Annotated in this window: 9 protein-coding genes; 4 read left to right on the top strand and 5 right to left on the bottom strand. The window is 68.1% G+C overall.

Going from position 1 to position 15312, the window contains the following annotated elements; genetic code table 11:
- The first annotated feature begins 103 nt into the window (after window positions 1-103).
- Entirely contained in the window at window positions 104-1216 is a 1113-nt protein-coding gene (locus C447_RS05655; protein WP_007691730.1) for an NAD(P)-dependent alcohol dehydrogenase, read from the top strand.
- A 28-nt stretch (window positions 1217-1244) separates the two neighbouring features.
- Here C447_RS05655 and C447_RS05650 read toward each other — a convergent pair whose 3' ends face one another.
- The 5 genes from C447_RS05650 to proS form a co-directional block, all read right to left on the bottom strand.
- Complete coding sequence (locus C447_RS05650; RefSeq protein WP_007691728.1) at window positions 1245-2303, bottom strand: NAD(P)-dependent glycerol-1-phosphate dehydrogenase; 1059 nt, start codon at window positions 2301-2303, stop codon at window positions 1245-1247.
- Window positions 2304-2364: 61 nt separating this feature from the next.
- Complete coding sequence (locus tag C447_RS05645) at window positions 2365-3342, bottom strand: NAD-dependent epimerase/dehydratase family protein (RefSeq protein WP_007691726.1); 978 nt, start codon at window positions 3340-3342, stop codon at window positions 2365-2367.
- Between the two features lie 58 nt (window positions 3343-3400).
- Entirely contained in the window at window positions 3401-4075 is a 675-nt protein-coding gene (locus C447_RS05640) for a DUF4396 domain-containing protein (protein WP_007691724.1), read from the bottom strand.
- A gap of 99 nt (window positions 4076-4174) precedes the next feature.
- Complete coding sequence (gltB, locus tag C447_RS05635) at window positions 4175-8734, bottom strand: glutamate synthase large subunit (protein ID WP_169316558.1); 4560 nt, start codon at window positions 8732-8734, stop codon at window positions 4175-4177.
- 115 nt (window positions 8735-8849) lie between these two features.
- A complete protein-coding gene (gene proS / locus C447_RS05630; RefSeq protein ID WP_007691721.1) occupies window positions 8850-10310 on the bottom strand; it encodes a proline--tRNA ligase in 1461 nt (486 codons plus the stop codon).
- An 876-nt stretch (window positions 10311-11186) separates the two neighbouring features.
- On the opposite strand from proS, the gene C447_RS05625 reads away from it, so the two are divergent.
- The 3 genes from C447_RS05625 to C447_RS05615 form a co-directional block, all read left to right on the top strand.
- Window positions 11187-12416 carry a TAXI family TRAP transporter solute-binding subunit gene (locus C447_RS05625; RefSeq protein ID WP_007691719.1) on the top strand — a complete coding sequence of 410 codons (1230 nt, stop codon included), beginning with the start codon at window positions 11187-11189 and terminating at the stop codon, window positions 12414-12416.
- 84 nt (window positions 12417-12500) lie between these two features.
- On the top strand, window positions 12501-13010 hold the full coding sequence (locus tag C447_RS05620; protein ID WP_007691717.1) for a DUF1850 domain-containing protein: 510 nt from the start codon (window positions 12501-12503) through the stop codon (window positions 13008-13010).
- Window positions 13007-15312: TRAP transporter permease (locus tag C447_RS05615; protein ID WP_007691715.1), on the top strand; the 2306-nt coding region annotated here is incomplete at its 3' end. The genes C447_RS05620 and C447_RS05615, both read left to right, overlap by 4 nt.

The raw sequence follows: 15312 nt of genomic DNA, 5'->3' as shown, positions 1-15312 counted from the left end.
TCGCCGTCGCTGGAACGTCGGCGACGGTCGGATCGCGGGTCGGCGGCGGAGAGCTCCTGGCACGATAATCTACAAGACCGTGCAGGTGTGAATGTATGGTGGGATGGAGATCGAAGCTGCGGTCGTCAACGAGACCGGCGGACCGTTCGAGATCGAGCGCGTGACGCTCGACGACCCGCGCGCGGACGAGGTGCTCGTGCGGATCGTCGGCGCTGGCATCTGTCATACCGACCTCTCGGTTCGGGAGGGGAACTACCCGCCCGAGCCACCCGTCGTCCTCGGTCACGAGGGATCGGGTGTCGTCGAGTCCGTCGGCGACGGCGTCACGGACGTCGAACCCGGCGACAGGGTCGCGCTCACGTTCGATTACGACGATACGTGTGCGAACTGTCGGTGCAAGGACGTGGCCTACTGTGACTCGTTCTTCGAGCACAACTTCGGTGGGGAACGCTTCGAGGACGGCTCCTCGCCGATACACAGCGACAGCGAACCGATCGGCGCGAACTTCTTCGGGCAGTCCTCGTTCGCCACCCACGCCATCGCCCACGAGGAGAACGTCGTTCCCGTGCCGGAGGGGATGCCGCTGGAGCTGGCGGGGCCGCTCGGGTGTGGCGTCCAGACCGGCGCGGGCGCGGTGATGAACTCGCTCGACGTCGATCCCGGCTCGTCGCTCGTGGTCTTCGGTGCCGGAACGGTCGGGCTCAGTGCGGTGATGGCCGGACGGGTGGTCGGCGCGACGACCATCGTCGCGGTCGACCTCTTCGACAACCGTCTCGACCTCGCGACGGAGCTCGGGGCGACGACGACGGTGAACCCGGAATCGGTCGCCGACGTCGTCGAGACCGTCCGCGAGGCGACCGATGGCGGGGCGAACTACGCCGTCGAGTCGACGGGCGTCACGGCCGTGCTCAAACAGGCCTTCGACTCGCTGGCGAAGCTCGGCACCGTCGGCGTCGTCGGCGCACCGCCGCTCGGGACCGAGGTGAGCCTCGACGTCAACGACTTCGTCACCACCGGCCGGTCCGTTCGCGGCGTCGCGGAGGGTGACTCGTACCCGAAGGAGTTCATTCCGACCCTCGTCGAGCTCTACCGACAGGGACGGTTCCCGTTCGACGAACTCGTCGAGTACTACGACTTCGAGGCGATCGAGGACGCGGTTGCGGCCTCCGAGAGCGGCGAGACGATCAAACCGATCCTCCGGATGAGCGACGCGTGATCGGCGTCACCGTCGCGGGACCGAAGGCTCAGATCACACCCGTCACCGTGGCGACCTCGTGCGCGGCGGCCTCGTTCACGCCGTTGCCGAGGATCGTATAGCGGTCCCGGATCTCGTGGGCGGTCGTGAGCGCCTCGATGACCGCCCCGTCGTCAACCCCCAGCCCGTCGGCGGTGGTGGGTGCGCCGATCCGGGCGAGCGCGTCGCGGATGTTCCGCCACCGGCCGTCGTCGCCGGTGTGGAGGTACTCGGTGAGGACCGAGCCGACCCCCACCTGGTGACCGTGGAGCGCCGCGCCGGGCGCGATGCGGTCGAGCTGGTGGCTGAAGAGGTGTTCGGCCCCGCTCGCGGGTCGCGAGGAGTCCGCGATCGACATCGCGACCCCCGAGGAGACGAGGGCTTTCATCACGACCCACGCCGACTCTTCGAGCCCCTTCTTTATCGAGTCGGCGTTGTCGACGAGCATCTCGGCGGTCATCCGACTCAGCGCGCCCGCGTACTCCGAGTACTCGACGTTCTGGAGCCGGTGGGCGAGCTGCCAGTCCCGAACGGCGGTGTAGTTCGAGATGATGTCGGCACAGCCGGCGGTCGTGAGCTCCCACGGCGCGTCGGCGATGACCCCGGTGTCGGCGACCACGGCCAACGGCGGCTCGGCGGCCACGCTGTGACGGGTGTCACCCTCGGGGACCGAGCCGCGACCGGAGACGATGCCGTCGTGGCTCGCCGCGGTCGGCACCGAGACGAACCCCAGTTCGAGCGTGTCGCTCGCCATCTTCGCGATGTCGATCGGTTTGCCGCCGCCGACCCCGACCAGGAATCCCGCGCCCTCGTCGCGGGCGGTCCCGACCACGCGCTCGACGGCGCTGAAGCTCGCCTCCTCGACGACGACCGTCACCGGCTCCGTCCCGGTCGCGGCGAAGGACTCGGCGACGCGTTCGGCGGCTACCGCCCGAGCCGTGGGGGAGGTGACGAGGAGGGGCTGGCCGTCGAGGTGGAGTTCGGCGACGGCGTCGGTGGTCTCCTCAAGGACGTCGTGGCCCACCACGACGTTTCGCGGCAGACGGATCCACGTCGATTTGTCGAACATGTTCTCGGGTGTCCCCGGTGGCGCATAACGTTCCCGACCGCGGGCGCGCGAACCGACCCCGTCAGACCGTATCGAGGATGCCCAACACCCGCTCCTCGGTGGCGCGCTCGGGCCCGTTCTCACGGCCGGTGCGCTCGGACTCGCGGAAGGCCCGAACCGTCCGGTCGAGCGCGTCCTCGATCGGGGTCGCCTCCCAACCGAGCGCCGCGAGCTTCGCGGTCGAGAGCACGTGCGGGTAGTCGAGGTGGAGCGGGAAGTCCTCGGGCGCGAGGTCGGCGGCGGCGAGTTCGCGGGCGTTCGCCGTCACGACCTCGACCTCGGTGTCGAGCGCGTCGGCGACGAGCCCGACCCACTCTTCGAGTATCGGGAGCCGGCGGTCGCCGACGTTGTAGGACTCCCCCGAGTCGCCGTGTTCGGCCACCCGCACCAGCGCGCTCGCCACGTCCTCGACGAAGACCATGTGCCGGAGGCCGTCGCCGTCGCCGGGCACCACGACGCGGTCGTGGTTCGCGACGCGGTCGACCCAGTATCCGAAGCGTTCGGTGTAGTCGTGGGGGCCGTAGACCACGGGCGGGCGAACGCTCATCGCGTTCACGCCCGCCTCGCCCGCGGCCGCCACGACGCGGTCGATCGCGGCCTTTCGCGGGCCGTAGGTCTCCCAGGAGTCGTCGGTCGCCTGCTCGTCGGTGCACTCGTGGAGCCTGGTCTCGTCCTCACGCTTCGGGATCGCGTCGATCCCGTAGGCCGCGCCGCTCGATATCACGACGTAGGCGTTCGCGTCGGCGAACGCGTCGACCGCGTGACGGACCTCGTCGGGGTGGTAGGCCACACAGTCGACCACGACGTCGGGATCGATACGCTGGGCCGCGTCTTCGAGGGCTTCGGGGTCGGTCCGGTCGCCGGTGACGTGTTCGACGGTCTCGAAGGGGTTCTCGTGGTTCCCGCGATTGAAGACGGTGACGTCGTAGTCGTGCGAGCGGAGTTCCTCGACGGTGTGACGGCCGATGAAGCGCGTGCCGCCGATGACGAGTGCGTTCACGGCTACACTCGCACGGCGGAGGCGCAAAACGATGTCGAGCGGTACGGGAGAGTCCTCGCTACGCCGTCTGCCCGCGTTCGGTCGGGTTCTGCATCCCACCCTTGACCCCGCGATGGACCAGATAGACGTTCACCGGGTAGGCCACGAAGTAGCCAACCGAGAGCGAGAACGCGAGCCCCGTCCAGAAGAGCAGGTCGCCGATGTGGGCGTTCCCGGCGATCCAGATGTCGGTACCGATGGCGGCGACCTCCATCACGGTGATGCTCGCGGTCTCGCTGTAGAACGAGTCCGAGAGCGCCTCGCGGAGGCCGACGCCCTCCTGGAGCAGCGGGCCGATGGTGAGCCCGAAGCCGAACAGGTAGGCGAGCGAGAACGTCACGGCGGCGGTGAGCGCCGTACTGGAGACCGCGAGCACGCCCGCCATCCCCACCACGCCGACCGCCTCGCCCGCCCCGCAGCCCGAGTAGCAGTGGGTGACCGAGCGAAATCCCTTCCGCCAGATCGAATCGCCCGCGATCTGTGACCGGCCGGCGTACCAGTAGGCCCCGAGCGCGATCGGGCCGGAGTAGAGCGTCGAGAGCCCCCACGCGAACTTCATCATCGAGGCCGTCTCGGGGTTGTTGGTCCGGAGGTCCCACGCGAGGACGACGAGCGACGATGCCACGAGGACGACCCACCCTGCGACCACGACCGGGTCGGTGAGAAAACCGGTGAGCGCCGTTTCGAGAGTCACGTCGATCCATACGGCCTCGGGATTTACCGGGATTCTGGTTTCGAAACCGAAGCCATTTCGCTCTATAATTTGGTTTCCAAACCGCCCCGACGACCGACCTCAGTCCGCGCCGCCCTCGGCGACGTGGCGCTCGCCGCTCGCGGGACTCGCCTGGGCCGGCGGTCGGGTTCTGACGTCGGCCTCCTCGCGCTCGGCGATGGCGTCGGCGTAGGCGTCGGGCATCACCTTCACGAACTGCGTCTTCACGTCCTCCCAGTCGTCGAGTACGGCCGCGCCGCGCTCGGAGTCGGTGTAGGCGACGTGGTTCTCGACCAGGCGGCGGAGCATCGTCTCGTCCTTCCGGTCGAGGTCGCGGCTCGTGCTGACCATGCCGTGGTTCACCTTCGAGTCGAACTCGTCGTCGGGGTCGAGGACGTAGGCCACCCCGCCGCTCATCCCGGCGGCGAAGTTCTTGCCCGTGCTGCCGAGCACCGCGATGGCTCCCCCGGTCATGTACTCACAGCCGTGGTCGCCGACCGACTCGACGACGCCCGTCACGCCCGAGTTTCGGACGGCGAACCGCTCGCCCGCCTTGCCGTTGATGTAGGCCTCGCCCTCGGTCGCGCCGTAGAGCGCGACGTTGCCGATCAGGCTGTTCTCGGCGGCCTCGTAGGCCGCGTCGGGTGGGGTTTCGAGCACGAGCTTTCCACCCGAGAGCCCCTTGCCGACGTAGTCGTTCGCGGTGCCGGTGAGGTCCATCGTCACGCCCGAGGCGAGGAAGGCCCCGAAGCTCTGACCCGCGGTCCCGTCGAAGCTCAGGCGGACGGTGTCTTCGCCGAGGCCCGATCCACCGTGTTCCCTCGAGATACGGTTCGAGAGCAGCGCGCCGACCGCGCGGTCGACGTTCGAGATGTCGTAGTTCAGCGAGACGGGTTGGCCCTCCTCGATCGCCTCCTCCGCGTCGGCGATGATCTCGTGGTCCAGTTGCTCGTCGACCTCGTGGGTCTGCTCCCTGACTTTGGTCCGTTCGGTGCCGGGCTCGCCGTCGCTCCGGGGCTCGGCGAGCACGGAGGAAAGATCGACCTTCCGTGCCTTCTCCTGGCTGACGTCCTCGCGCTGGGCGAGGAACGACGGCCGGCCGACCATCTCCTCCACAGTCGTGAAGCCGAGCTCGGCCATCAGCTCGCGGAGTTCCTGCGCGATGAACGTCATGTAGTTGATGACGTGGTCGGGTTCGCCCGAGAAGCGCTCGCGGAGCTCCTCGCGCTGGGTCGCCACCCCCACGGGACAGGTGTTCTCGTGACACTGGCGGGCCATCACACAGCCCGAGGTCACGAGCGACGCGGTCCCGAAGATGTACTCCTCCGCGCCGAGCAACGCTGCGACCGCGACGTCCCGTCCCGTCTTGAGGCCGCCGTCGGTCGAGACGCGGATCCGGGAGCGAAGCCGAGTTTCGCGAAGCATCTGGTTCGTCTCCGCGAGACCGAGCTCCCACGGGACGCCCGCGTTCTTGATCGAGGTCCGTGGGCTCGCGCCCGTCCCCCCGGAGTGACCCGAGATGTGGACCACGTCGGCGTTGGCCTTCGCGACGCCCGCCGCGATGGTGCCGATCCCCGCCTCGGAGACGAGTTTGACGTTGATGTCGGCCTCGGGGTTCGCGGCCTTCAGGTCGTGGATCAGCTGTTTCAGGTCCTCGATCGAGTAGATGTCGTGGAGCGGCGGCGGCGAGATGAGTCCCACCCCGGGGGTCGCGTGGCGGACGTGGGCGATCATCTCGTTGACCTTCTTCCCCGGAAGGTGGCCGCCCTCGCCGGGCTTGCTTCCCTGGGCCATCTTTATCTGGAGTTCGTCGGCCGAGGTGAGGTACTCGGACGTGACCCCGAAGCGACCCGAGGCGACCTGCTTGACGTTGCACTCCTTCTCGGTGCCGAACCGTTCGGGCGGTTCGCCGCCCTCACCCGTGTTCGACTTCCCGCCCAGCCGACTCATCGCCACCGCGTTGTTCTCGTGCATCTCGGGCGAGAGACTTCCGAGGCTCATCGCGGCCGTCGAGAACCGTTTCACGATATCGGTGACGGGTTCGACCTCCTCGATCGGGACCGACTCGCGGTCGGAGTCGAATTCGAGCAGGCCTCGGAGACTCTGGAGCCGTTCTTGCTGGTTGTTCATCAGCTCGGCGAACTCGCCGTACTGCTCGTAGTCGCCGCGCCGGACGGCCTGCTGGAGCGCACCCACGGTTTTGGGGTTCCACTCGTGGAATATCCCGCCGGAGCGGTGTTCGTACTCGCCCTGGCGCTCGATCTGTGGGTCCTCCGAGAACGCGACCGTGTGGCGGTCCGCGAGGTCCGCTTCGACCTCCTCGATGCCGATCCCGCCCGTCCGGGCGGTCGTGCCCTCGAAGTACTCCGCGACGAAGTCCGAGTTCACCCCGACGGCCTCGAAGATCTGCGCGCCCTGGTAGCTCTGGACCGTGGAGATACCCATCTTCGACATGGTCTTCAACAACCCGTCTTCGAGCGCCTCGATGTAGGCCCCGATGGCGGCGTCGAGCTCCGCACCGTCGCCGCCCGCGGTGAGGTCCGCGATGGTCTGGTAGGCGAGGTAGGGGTTGATCGCGCCCGCGCCGTAGCCCACGAGGGTCGCGATGTGATGCACGGCTCTGGGGTCGGCCGACTCGACCACGAGGCCGGCCCGATTCCGGAGCCCGTTGCGCACGAGGTGGTGGTGGACCGCGCCGGTCGCGAGCAGGCTCGGTATCGGTTTTCGGGACTCGCTCGCCGCGCGGTCCGAGAGCACCACGATGTCGTGCTCGTCGGCGGCGACGCTGGCGTCCTCGCGCACCCGTTCGACCGCCGCTTCGAGGTCGCCGTCGGCCTCGTAGGTGATGTCGACCGTCGCGGCCGTCAGCCCGTTTGCGTCGCCGTCCATCGACTTGATCGCCTCGGTCTGGGCGTCGGTGAGGATCGGCGAGTCACAGACCAGCTGGCGGGCGTGCTCGCGGGTCTCGCCGAGGAGGTTTGGCTGGTCGCCCAGTCGGGTTTCGAGCGAGGTCACCAGCTCCTCGCGGATGTAGTCGAGCGGCGGGTTGGTGACCTGGGCGAATCGCTGTCGGAAGTAGGTGAACAGCGGCCGGTTGAACTGCGAGAGCACCGAGAGCGGCGTGTCGTCGCCCATCGACCCGACGGGGTCCTTCCCTTTCTTCGACATGGGTTCGAGCAGGTTGTCGAGTTCGTCGTAGGTGTAACCGTAGAGCGCCTGGTGGGAGCGGAGGTCGTCCACCGACTCCCCCGCGTCGCGTGCGGCGTGTTCGTGGGCCGCCTCGCCGGCGAGGTCGTCGAGGTGGACCTGCTCCTCGTCGACCCAGGCGGCGTACTTCTCGTCGGTGAGGCTCTCGAAGGCCTCCTCGTCGGGGATGACCCGACCGACCTCGGGGTCGGCGACGAAGAGCTGACCCGGTTCGAGCCGACCGCGTTCCTCGATCTCCGAGGGGTCGAGGTCGAGCGCGCCGGCCTCGCTCGCCATCACGAGTCGGTTGTCGGTCGTAACGTCGTACCGACAGGGTCGGAACCCGTTTCGGTCGAGCACCGCGCCGACGCGCTCGCCGTCGGTGGCCGCGACGAGGGCAGGGCCGTCCCAGGGTTCGGAGAGCGAGGCGTGGTAGTCGTAGAACGCCCGGCGTTCGTCGCTCATCCGGTGTTCCTCGCCGCGGAACGCCTCGGGGATAAGCAGGCGGAGCGCGTGGGGGAGGTCGCGACCTCCGTGGAGGAGGAGTTCGAGCGCGTTGTCGACGCTCGCGGTGTCGGACTGCTCGGGGTCGGCGATCACGGGTCGGACGGCGTCGATGTCGAACTCGTCAGTTCGAATATCGTTCTCGCGCGCCCGCATCCAGTTGACGTTGCCCTGGATGGTGTTGATCTCGCCGTTGTGGATCACGTTTCGGTAGGGGTGGGCGAGGTGCCACGCGCCGAGGGTGTTGGTCGAAAAGCGGGCGTGGACCAACACGAACGTCGAGCGCATCCGCTCGTCGGTGAGGTCGGGGTAGTACTCGGCGATCTGGTCGCCCTTCAGGAGCCCCTTGTAGACCAGCGTCTGCCGGTCGAGCGAACAGATGTAGAAGCGTTCGTGGCCGTCGGGGTCGCGCTCGTCGACCGCCTTCTCGACCGCACGCCGGGCGACGTAGAGTCGGTGGTCGAACGCGTCACCACTGAGGGCCTCGTCCGGCACGACGAACGCCTGATAGACGTCGGGTTCGGAGTCGAGCGCCGTCTTGCCGAGGTCGTCGTTGTCGGTCGGGACGTCGCGCCAGTGGCGTACCGAGAGCCCGTGGTCGGCGAGGCGGTCCTCGAAGAGCTCCTGAAGCGCCTCGCGGGCCGCCTCGTCACGGGGGAAGAAGACCGAGCCGACGGCGTAGGTCTCGGGGAGATCGAAATCGAGCTCGTCTGCGAAGAACTCGTGGGGGGTCTGGAGCATGATACCCGCGCCGTCGCCGGTGTTCTCTTCGGCACCGGTCGTGCCACGGTGTTCGAGGTTCGCGAGGAGTTCGAGGCTGTCGGCGACGACCGAGTGGTCGCGACCGCCATCGAGGTCCATTACGACGCCAACACCGCAGTTCGAGCGCTCCTCCGTGGGGTCGGCGAGCGTCGCCACCGACTCCGCTCCGGAGGGGTGATGAGTAGCCATATGTCACCGGATACCGTGGTGTCCAATAAGAGGTTATCCCTGAAAGCATAAGTGTCTGTTAATACCATGCATATGCATCGGGGTCGCTCGAAGGGGCCGCCGGTCCGGAGCCGGTTCAGTAGGATTTGGCGAAGTAGGCCGTCTCCGTCGCCGGTTCGCCGCAGATGGCGCAGGTCTCCTGGACCGGTTCCTCGTCGCGGTCGAGGGGCACCATCACGATCTCGGCGGCGATCTGGTCCTTGATCTCGGTCTCGCAGTCCTCGTCGCCGCACCAGCCAGTTTTAACGTAGCCGCCGTGTTGGCCGATGGTTCCCAACAACTCGTTGCGGCTCTCGGCCTCACGGATGTTCTCCTCCAGATGCTCCTCGGCGGCGGCGTAGAGCTTCGCGAACACGGTGTCGAGGTGGTCCTCGACGGTGTTCGCGATCCCGTCCCGCGATTCGACCACGGATTCGCCGTCGGGGCGGTGGACCAGCGTGGCCTCGCCGTCCTCGACCTCGTGTGGGCCGACCTCGATCCGGAGGGGGACGCCGTAGAGCTCCCACTCGTTGAACTTGAAGCCGGGGTTGCGCTCGTCGCGGTCGTCGAGTTCGACGCGGAGGCCGGCCTCGTCGAGTTCGGCCGCGAGGTCGGCGGCGTAATCGAGCACCTCCGCTTGGGTGTCCTCCTGCCAGATCGGTACCACGACGACCTGTTCGGGCGCGAGCGCGGGCGGGAGCACGAGCCCCTGGTCGTCGGAGTGGGTCATCACCATCCCGCCGAGCGCGCGCCACGACAGCCCCCACGAGGTGGTGTGGGCGACGTGTTCGTTCTCGTCGCGGTCGACGTAGGTCATGTCGAACGCCTCCGCGAACCCGTCGCCGAGGTAGTGACTGGTGGCGGCCTGGAGCGCCCGGCCGTCGGGCATCAGGGGTTGAATGGCCGCCGTGGTGTGCGCGCCGGGGAACTTGTCGTGTTCGGGCTTTCGGCCCTCCAATACCGGCATCGCGAGCACCTCCTCGTGGAGCCGGCGGTACTGTTCGAGCCGGCGCATCGTCTCCTCCCACGCCGCCTCGCCGTCCTGATGGGCGGTGTGGCCCTCCTGCCAGAGGAACTCCTTCGTGCGGAAGAACGGCTTCGTGTCGGTGGCCTCCCAGCGCACCACCGAACACCACTGGTTCACCCGCATCGGGAGGTCGCGGTGGCTCCGGATCCACTGGCTCATGAAGGGCGTGATGATCGACTCGCTGGTGGGGCGCACGGCGAGCCGTTCGTCGAGCTCCTCGTTGCCCGCCTCGGTGACCCACGCCACCTCGGGGTCGAAGCCCTCCACGATGTCCTTCTCGCGTTCGAGGTAGCTCTCGGGGATGAACATCGGGAAGTAGGCGTTCTGGACGCCCGTCTCCTTGAACCAGCCGTCGAGATGGTCCTGGATGCCCTCCCAGAGGGCGTAGCCGCGGGGTCGGGTGACGATGAACCCGCCCATCGGGGCGTAGTCCGCGAGCTTCGCCTTCTTGACGACCTCGGCGAACCACTCGCCGGTCGCGTACTCCTTCGATTCCGTGATACCGAGCTCCTGTGATTCCGGTTCGCTCATACGTAGTCGTGTCCGTGATGGGTTAAACGCGGTGCGGTTCCGTCGAGCGGGAAGGGATGGTGAGTGGCTCAGCGGCCACTCGGCGGGAACGGGACCGGCGAACCGGCTCGACGGGAAGCGATCCCCCGGTCGAGTCGGTCGTCCATGTGACCTCGCAGCGGCCCCGACGCTAGAAGTTCGATGGGTGGTGAGCGCTCCCGCCGGAGGGGAGTGGCCGACCCGTTGCGGTGCAGCTGCTGTCGGCGCGCGCTCGCGGCCGGCCCGAACGATAGTGAGGGGCGGTCGCGGACACTGTGCGAGGTCCGCGCGAGCAACGTGAGCGCGGGCTTGGCAGAGCTTTGCTCTGCCAGTGGATGAGCACCGCAGTGAGCGAGCGGAGCGACGCGAGTAAGGAGCGCAGTCGGTTGGGGAGGCGTGTGGCTGATGCGGGGCGGTGGTAGTGATTGTACTGTGAGCGAACGAAGTGAGCGAGCAGCCTTTTTAGTCCAGGTTTTTGCGACGAGTGGTTAGCGAGCGCAGCGAGCTAACCCGAGTCGGAAAAAAGTGGGTGCGGGAGGCGTGTGGCTGATGCGGGGCGGAGGCGGTCTCTCATTTGTGTCGGGATTCGCAAATCGTACTGCTTCGATCATGAATCGATTTGGTGTGATCGGCCAGAATGGGGAATCTATCGCGGGTTCGAGTGGTGGGCCAACCGGGACCGGACGAACGTCGAACGCGCGCTCGAACACACCCCGCTCGCGGTCGGCCTCCGGGAGGCGGGCGGACTCGTAGCGGCGGCGCGGGTCCTCGCGGGTTTTATCTCAGTAGGGTATTTTTCAGCGGTCCGCCGGCGATCGCTGTCGGTAGATTAATACTATGGAGAATAGTTGACAATGTATGGCTCCAAACGAAGAGCGGACACGACGGACCGATGCCGACGACAACGCGTCGCGCCGACGATTCCTCAAGTCGGCGGGTGCGGTCGGCGTCGTCGCGGCGGGCGGGCTGGCCGGCTGTTCCGGTGGCGGCGGTGGCGGCAACGAGTCGGGCAACGGCTCCGGCGGCGGGGGTACGAGCGGGTCCGGCAGCGGGACCAGCGGCTCCGGCGGCGGGTCGGGCGGCAACGGGTCGAGCTCCGGTGGCGGCGGTGGCGGTAACGCGCTCGTCTGGGACGCGGGCGGGACCGGCGGGACGTACTACCCGCTCTCGAACGAGATCAAACAGGTCGTCGAGTCGAACACCGACTTCAGCCTCCAGGTACGCTCGACGGGCGCGTCGGTCGAGAACGTCGGCAGCCTCTCCGATGGCTCCGCCGACTTCGCGCTGATCCAGAACGACGTCGCCTTCTTCGCGAAGAACGGCACCGGCATCGACGCCTTCGAGGGCAACGCGATCGAGAACCTCCGCGGCGTCGGGACCCTCTACCCCGAGACCATCACGGTCGTCACGCCCGGCGACAGCGACATCGCGTCGCTCTCGGACCTCAGCGGCGCGACGATCAACACCGGCGACCTCGGGAGCGGCACCCAGGTCGACGCGAACGCGATCCTCGAAGCCGTCGGCGTCACCGACTTCTCCGAGCAGAACACCGACTTCTCGCAGGCCGCCGAACAGATCCAGAACGGCGACATCGACGCGGCGTTCGTCGTCGGCGGGTGGCCGGTCGGTGCGATCGCCGAACTCGCCGAGACCAGCTCGATCGGGATCGTCGCGATCGAGGGCGAGGAACGCCAGCAGGTCAAACAGGCCGCGGACTACTTCGCGGACGACCGGATCCCCGGCGGGACCTACCAGGGCGTCAGCGAACCGAAACCCACCGTCTCCGTGCAGGCGATGATCGCGACGACCACCCAGGTCCCGGCGGAGACCGTCGAGACGGTCACCGCCGCGGTCTTCGACAACGTCTCGGACCTCACCATCAAGACCGAGTTCATCAGCGCGGGGTCGGCACAGGAGGGGATGTCGATCGAACTCCACCCGGGTGCGGCGTCGTACTTCGAATCCGGCGGCGGGTCGGGCAACGCCAACGGAACGTCCGGAACCAGCGAGACCGGGATGGGCGGGACGACCGGCGGCACGAACGGAACCGCCGAAACCGGGATGGGCGGCGGGACGACCAGCTCCTGAGCGGACCGGAGCAACGGTCGCGGATCTCTATCGATACCTCTCACATGCACCTGACCGAGAAATGACGGCACGGGAATCGAGTCGATGACGGACCGGCGGGTCAAACGCGCGGTCGGTCTGGCGGTCGTGGCCATAGCGGCCGTCGCCGCCGTCACCGCCGTCGCCGCCGCCACACCCGGCGGGAACGTCCTCGTCGTCGCGGACGCCGACACCGGCGAGCACCTGCTCACCGCGCCGGTCGAGGAGGGCACGCCGGTGATGCTCAACTACACCCACAGCGTGGAGAAGACCCCCGTCCACGACATCTACCGGGTCCACAACGGCTCGTTGGAGATGACACGGATGGAGTTCCAGTCCTACGGTTGGGGGTTGCCCGCGCGCGAGAACGTGACCCGGGAGGGCGAGTGGTTCGTCTTCGACCCCCCGGGCACCTACGAGGAGCTCTACGTCGAACCCGGCTCCGTCGCCGGCCACCGACTTCGCGTGGGTGACCGGCACTACGACCTCGTGGCGCTCTCCGATGGCGAGGGCGTCCGTCTCTCGATCGAACAGCGCTCGATGTTGACGACCACCCTCGACGAATTCAACCGATGAGTACCGACACACCACCCGACGACCCCAGCGACGACCGAACCGACGAACCAGCCGAGGACCCCGAGGAGCTCATCGACGAGCTCGAACGTCGGCGGTCGCTCCGGGGGGTCGCCGCGGTGGTGGTCCTCGTCGTCGGCGTGCTCTTCTCGGCCTACCAGCTCTGGCTCGCCGCGCGCGGGTTCTTCTTCGAGGTCACGCTCCCGTTCGTCGGCGAGGTCGGTCCCGGCTCGCTCCAGTCGCTCCAGGTCAACAGCATCCACGTCACCTTTGGGTTGCTCCTCACCTTCCTGCTCTTCCCGGCGAGCCAGGGCGACGGCGCGCTGTCGGGACGGCTGGCCCGGGTCGTCCCGGGGCTCGAAGCCCGTCTCGGGACGGACCACCCGGCGACGCGCGGTGCGCGCGGCGTTCGCGGCGGGGTCCGGTGGCTCCTGCTCGACCCCGACCGCAACCGCGTGACGCCCGTCGACGCCGTGTTGCTGGTGTTCTCGGCGCTCACGACCCACTACATGCTGACCGAGTTCGAGGAGATCAACCTGCTCCGGTCGCTCGGGCTGGACTCGGGACAGACGATCGTCGAGGTGTATCCGTTCCTCGACCTCCCGGTGCAGGCGGTCTCGGCGCTCGGCATCCCGCTGGACGAGGTCTCCTACGCGTTCGTGCTCGGAGCGATCGGGGTGTTGCTCGTGCTCGAAGCCACCCGACGCACCCTCGGGGTCTACCTCATGGGGATCGTCGGCGCGTTCATCGTCTACGCCAGGTACGGCTACCTGATCCCGGGTGACGCCCCAATCGTGGGCGTGCTCGGGCAGATCCAACAGACCGGCTGGGCCGACATCATCCAGAACCTCTGGTACAACACCGCGAACGGCGTCTTCGGCGTCCCGGTGCAGGTGAGCGTGCAGTTCATCTACATCTTCATCCTGTTCGGGGCGTTCCTCGAGATGAGCGGCGCGGGCCAGTGGTTCATCGACCTCGCGTACGCCGCGACCGGTCGGCGAAAGGGCGGGCCGGCGAAGGCGTCGATCCTCGCCTCCGGCTTCATGGGGATGATCTCGGGGTCGTCGATCGCGAACACCGTCACCACGGGGGCGTTCACGATCCCGCTGATGAAGCGCACGGGCTACCGCCCGGAGTTCGCGGGCGGCGTCGAGGCCTCGGCCTCCTCCGGCGGCCAGATCCTCCCGCCGGTGATGGGCGCGGCGGCGTTCCTGATCGTCGAGTACACCGGCACCCCGTTCGCGGACGTGATCGTCGCGGCGCTGGTCCCCGCGGTGGTGTTCTTCTTCGGGGTCTGGGTGATGGTCCACCTCGAAGCCTCGCGGATGGGGCTCGGCGGCGTCGACCCGAGCGACCTCGTCGCGCTCGGCTCGCACCTCCGCCGGGGCTGGTTCTACCTCCTGCCGCTCGGATTGTTGCTCTACTACCTCATCGGCGTGCGGCTGACGGTCGCGCGCTCGGCGTGGTTCACGCTCGTCGCCATCGCCGCGCTGGTCGCGCTGGTCGCGGCCTACAACGAGCGCACGCGCTGGCCGCTGCTCGGCGTCATCGGGGTCGTCGTCGGCGGCGAGTTCGTCGCCCACCTCGTGGCCGGCACGGGGATCGTCGGCGCGGTGACGGGCGCGGGCGGTGCGGGGATGGCCCCCGGGGCCGCCGCCGCGGCGGTCGCGGGCGACCTCGGCTGGATCGTCATTGCCGTGAGCGTGCTGACCCTGCTCGCCCGCCCCCGGTCGGACGCACCGTTGCTCGACTACGACAATCAGGTCGAGGAAGCGACCGAGAACGTGGCCGATTCGGTCGGGCGGTCGTCGCTCGCCGACAACCGGGCGCTCGGCTACGGCTCCTTCCTCGTGAAGGCGATGGAGTCGGGCGCGCGAACCGCCACCCCGGTGGTCATCGCGGTAGCCGCGGCCGGCGTCATCCCCGGCGTGATCAGCACCACGGGCCTCGGTCCGAACCTCACGTCGTTGATCCTCTCGGTCGCGGGCGGGTCGCTCGTCATCCTGCTGGTGATCACCGCCATCTCCTCGATCATCCTCGGGATGGGGATGCCGACCACCGTGACCTACATCATCCTCGTCTCGCTGCTCGGAACCGCGATCGCCGAGTTCGAGGTCCCCCTGCTGGCGGCCCACCTGTTCATCCTCTACTTCGGGGTGATCGCCGACATCACGCCGCCGGTCGCGGTGGCGGCCTACGCCGCTTCGGGGATCGCGAAGTCCGACCCCTTCCAGACCGGGGTCGAGGCGTTCTCGCTCTCGCTCAACAAGGTCATCGTCCCGTTCGCGTTCGTCTTCGTGCCGGG

Origin of the sequence: Halococcus hamelinensis 100A6, assembly GCF_000336675.1 — an archaeon.
Lineage (GTDB): Archaea > Halobacteriota > Halobacteria > Halobacteriales > Halococcaceae > Halococcus > Halococcus hamelinensis.
This window is presented reverse-complemented; position numbering and strand designations above follow the sequence as displayed.

What these genes read in the sequence shown, in the direction of transcription:
- C447_RS05655 (WP_007691730.1), top strand. Translation starts at nt 104, where the DNA reads ATGGAGATCGAAGCTGCGGTCGTCAACGAGACCGGCGGACCGTTCGAG.
- C447_RS05650 (WP_007691728.1), bottom strand. Translation starts at nt 2,303, where the DNA reads ATGTTCGACAAATCGACGTGGATCCGTCTGCCGCGAAACGTCGTGGTG.
- gltB (WP_169316558.1), bottom strand. Translation starts at nt 8,734, where the DNA reads ATGGCTACTCATCACCCCTCCGGAGCGGAGTCGGTGGCGACGCTCGCC.
- proS (WP_007691721.1), bottom strand. Translation starts at nt 10,310, where the DNA reads ATGAGCGAACCGGAATCACAGGAGCTCGGTATCACGGAATCGAAGGAG.
- C447_RS05625 (WP_007691719.1), top strand. Translation starts at nt 11,187, where the DNA reads ATGGCTCCAAACGAAGAGCGGACACGACGGACCGATGCCGACGACAAC.
- C447_RS05620 (WP_007691717.1), top strand. Translation starts at nt 12,501, where the DNA reads ATGACGGACCGGCGGGTCAAACGCGCGGTCGGTCTGGCGGTCGTGGCC.